Source organism: Lysobacter zhanggongensis (assembly GCF_046638635.1).
In the GTDB taxonomy this organism is placed as follows: domain Bacteria; phylum Pseudomonadota; class Gammaproteobacteria; order Xanthomonadales; family Xanthomonadaceae; genus Novilysobacter; species Novilysobacter luteus.
In genome coordinates this window covers 1-3,917 of sequence record NZ_JBJXHK010000131.1, presented here as the reverse complement: position 1 = coordinate 3,917, position 3,917 = coordinate 1, and the positions used below count along the sequence as shown (strand labels likewise).

Annotated in this window: 3 protein-coding genes; 2 read left to right on the top strand and 1 reads right to left on the bottom strand. The window is 71.0% G+C overall.

Features of this window, described 5'->3' with window-relative positions; all coding sequences use genetic code 11:
• The first annotated feature begins 175 nt into the window (after nt 1-175).
• Together folE2 and ACKVMH_RS12945 are read left to right on the top strand one after the other, a co-directional pair.
• Complete coding sequence (gene folE2 / locus ACKVMH_RS12950; protein ID WP_412700601.1) at nt 176-1,108, top strand: GTP cyclohydrolase FolE2; 933 nt, start codon at nt 176-178, stop codon at nt 1,106-1,108.
• 129 nt (nt 1,109-1,237) lie between these two features.
• The gene (locus ACKVMH_RS12945) at nt 1,238-3,112 is read left to right on the top strand and encodes a GGDEF domain-containing protein (RefSeq protein WP_459167118.1); all 1,875 of its coding nucleotides are present in this window, start codon (nt 1,238-1,240) and stop codon (nt 3,110-3,112) included.
• A gap of 3 nt (nt 3,113-3,115) precedes the next feature.
• Here the strand turns inward: ACKVMH_RS12945 and ACKVMH_RS12940 are convergent, their stop codons facing one another.
• Entirely contained in the window at nt 3,116-3,895 is a 780-nt protein-coding gene (locus tag ACKVMH_RS12940) for a M23 family metallopeptidase (protein ID WP_412700602.1), read from the bottom strand.
• Nucleotides 3,896-3,917: the final 22 nt, after the last annotated feature.

The window sequence follows — 3,917 nt, the reverse complement described above, 5'->3', positions numbered from 1 at the left end:
GGGTGGGGACGCCACCACCCCGCTGCCCGGTTGGCGGGCGCTGTTTGCGGGCTGGCGCGCGGCCCGTGGCTGACGCCCTGCGACGCAGCGTTCCAGCGGCCAGGGCAGGGTGCAGGGACGCGGCCGGTAGAATGGCCGCGTTGCAAACCCGCTTTCGCGCCCCCACCCCGGTCCAGTGAACACTCCCACCATCACGCCCCGCCGCCTGCCCGACGTCGCCCACGACGCCGCCGCGCTGGCCCGTCCGCTGGACTGGGTCGGTATGTCCAACATCGCGCTGCCGCTGCGTGTCGCTGGCCACGCCGGCGGCGAGGCGATCCAGGTCGCCGCGTCGGTGGACGTGTCGGTCGACCTGCTCGACCCCGACGCACGCGGCATCCACATGTCGCGGCTCTACCTGGAGCTGCAGCACGCCTTCGCCACCGAGGTGGTCACACCGGCCGGCCTTCGCCGCGTCCTGCAGACCCTGGTCGACACCCAGTCGGGGCTGTCCGGCGCGGCACGGCTGGTGCTGCGCTATGACCAGATGCTGCTGCGTCCCGCCCTGGCCAGTGGCAACGCCGGCTGGAAGCGCTACCCGGTCGAGATCGATGCGAGCCTGATCGACGGCCACCTGAAGCTGGCGCTGCGTTTCGCCGTCGAATACTCGAGCACCTGTCCGGCGTCGGCGGCGCTGTCGCGCCAGCTCAATGCCGATCGTTTCGCCGAGGATTTCGCCGATGCCCGTCCGCTGGCGGGCGCCATCCATGACTGGCTGGCGTCGGAGCGTGGCCTGGCGGCAACGCCGCATGCCCAGCGCAGCCGCGCCGATGTACGGGTCGAGCTGCGCCCTGCGTTCGACGAGTTGCCGCTGACCGCGCTCATCGATGCACTGGAACAGGCGCTCGCGACCCCTGTGCAGACCGCGGTCAAGCGCGAGGACGAGCAGGCTTTCGCGCGGCTCAACGCCGCCAACCTGATGTTCTGCGAGGACGCCGCACGCCGCGTCGCCGCGGTGCTGTCCAGCGACCGCCGCATCGAGCGCTTCGATGCCGACGTCGCGCATTTTGAAAGCCTGCATGCGCACGATGCCGTCGCGCGCGTGAGCGGAGCCGGCGCCCCAGCCTGATGTTTGTCGCCCGCCTGGGCGGCGCTTCCCGCCGGCGTAGGTGTGGCCCGATGGCCGGAATCGCGTGCCGATTGCGTAGCGCTTGCGCGCCGGTTGTTCGGGGTATGCTCGTTCGATCGTGCGGCCGGGATGGGTATGGGGACGCCCCTGCAACGGTGGATCTGGTTGATTTGTGGCTGCCTGGCGTTCGCCTCGTTGGCCGCGGCCGTGTGGCCGTCGCATGCCCGCAGCGCGGCGCCGCTGGCCACGTCCGGCCTGGAGCTGTCGCGGCTGGATGCGGACCCGGTTCCGCTCGAGGTGCTCGGGGGCGCGCTCGACCATCGGTTCGCCGTTGTCCCCGGCGGCGTCATCCGCGAAACCGGCCCGCGCGCAGGCTGGTGGCGACTCGTGTCCACGCATGCCGTCCCCGCGCAGCACCAGCCCTACATCGTGCTGGGGACGCCCGAATCGGCGCGCATTGAAGCCTGGTTGCCCGGCGCGTCGATGCCGGTAGTAGCCAGGACCGGTGGCGTCGATATCCCGTCCGGTTTCTCGTCGCGTGCCTCGGTGGTGCCACTCCGGGACGGCCTGCGTGCCGGGCATGCGGTGTACCTGCGCGTCGGCACGCTGGCCCCGGTCGCCATGCCTGTCGGCATCGAACCGTTGGCGCAACTGCACCACCGCGACCTCACCTACGTCGCGTGGCGCGCTGCCAGCCTGGTCGGATTCGTGCTGCTGATGATGCTTGCGCTGGGGTTCTGGCTGGGCATCGGTGAGCGGGGCTATGCGTATCTGTTGCTGACGCTTGCCGCCCAGCTCGCATTCTTCGCGACGCAGGGCGGCGAGATCCGGTTGCTCCCCGGCCTGTCGGGACTGCTCGGCGAGGATCCGCGCAGCCCCATTCTCACCGGCCTGCTGGCGAGCGGCGCGACGCTGGCCTTCCTCGCCCACGGGCTACGGTTGCGAGACCGCAACCCGATGCTGTGGCGCATCGTGGCCGGATGCCTCGGGGTACTGCTGCTGCTGGTCGTCGCGACGGTCGCGGGCGTCACCCGCGGCGTGCTGCCGTTCGGCCACGCCGCGACGCTGGCTNTGCGAGACCGCAACCCGATGCTGTGGCGCATCGTGGCCGGATGCCTCGGGGTACTGCTGCTGCTGGTCGTCGCGACGGTCGCGGGCGTCACCCGCGGCGTGCTGCCGTTCGGCCACGCCGCGACGCTGGCTGCCACCGCGGCGCTGCTCGTCGCCTGTGTCCGCGGCACGATTCGCCGCGAGCGTGCCGCCGGGTTCCTGCTGATGGCCTGGTTGCCGGTGCTCGCGCTATTGGTGGCCGGCCGTGTGGCGGAACTCGGACTATGGGTGGCACCGGCGTGGCTGGGCTATGCGCTGCCCGCCGCCCTCTTACTCGCCGGGACGGTGACCATGATCGGATTGACCGACGCATTGCAGAAAGTGCGCCGTGACCGCGACCGCGTGAGCCGGCTGGCGACGTTCGACACACTCACCGGCGCACTGTCCCGCCCGGCGATGCAGGAGCGCCTGTCGGCCGCGGTGACCGAAGCGCATCGCAATGGCACGCCGCTGTCGGTGGTGTTCTTCGATGTCGACCGTTTCAAACGGGTCAACGACGACCACGGCCACCGGGTCGGCGACAACTTCCTGAAGTTCATCGCGTTGCGGACCCGCAACCGCCTGCGGACCTACGACCTGATGGGGCGCTGGGGTGGCGACGAAATGGTGGTGATGTTGCCCGACACCCGGCTCAACGAGGCCCTCGGTGTCGCCGAGAACCTGCGCTCGGCGGTGAACTGCCGCCCGCTGTCGATCGATGACCGGCTTTTCGAGGCGAGCCTGAGCCTGGGCGTGGCCGAGCTCGCTGCAGGCGAATCGGCCGAGCACCTGATCGAGCGTGCGGATTCGGCCCTGTACGCCAGCAAGACCGCGGGCCGGGACCGGGTGACCGGCCACGACCCGCGTATCACCGGCAGCCACCCGCGGTTCGTCGCGACTTCCGGCCAGACCTGATCGCTACTGTCGTTCGAGCACCAGCAGCGGATCGACGCGCACGTCGAACCAGTTCATGCCCCAGTGCAGGTGCGGTCCTGTAGCGCGCCCGGTGGCACCGACGGCGCCGATGACCTGGCCCTGTTCGACCACGTCGCCCACGCGGACGTCCATGCGCGACAGATGCAGGAAGTTGGAGCTCACCCCGTGGCCGTGGTCGAGCAGGATCGTCCCGCCCGTGAGGTACAGGTCATCGGCAAAGGTGACCACGCCCGAGGCCGGCGCCTTCACCGGGGTGCCGTTCGGCGCGGCGATGTCCATGCCCGAGTGGGCCGCGCCGGGGGTGCCGTTGTAGATGCGCTGGTTGCCGAAGCGGCCGCTGATGCGACCCTCGACCGGGCGGACGAAATGCTGGGCGAACCCGGTGCGGGCATCGTCGCGGGTGCGCGCGGCGCTGACCGCCGCCTGCTCGCGTGCGATGCGTGCGGCGATCGCCGGTGGTGGCTTCACGGTCTTGCCGGGAACACCGTTGACGCGTTCGATCGGCCAGTCGCGTGGAGTGACCTCGATTTCAATTGTGCGCGCCCGTCCGTCACGGCCGGTTACCTCCACGTGCACCGGCCCCGACTGGTCGCGCGCCACGCCGAAGGCGACGCTGCCGTAGCCCGTCACGCGCAGGTCACGCCCGCCATGGCGGACCCGGCTGGCCGCGGGGACCTTGCCGATCACCAGCGCACCCTGCTGCACGGACGCCGGGAACACCACCCGGGCGTCGTCCACGACCGGCGTTGCCGGTGCCGCCACCTGCGCCTCCTGCGGTGCGGGC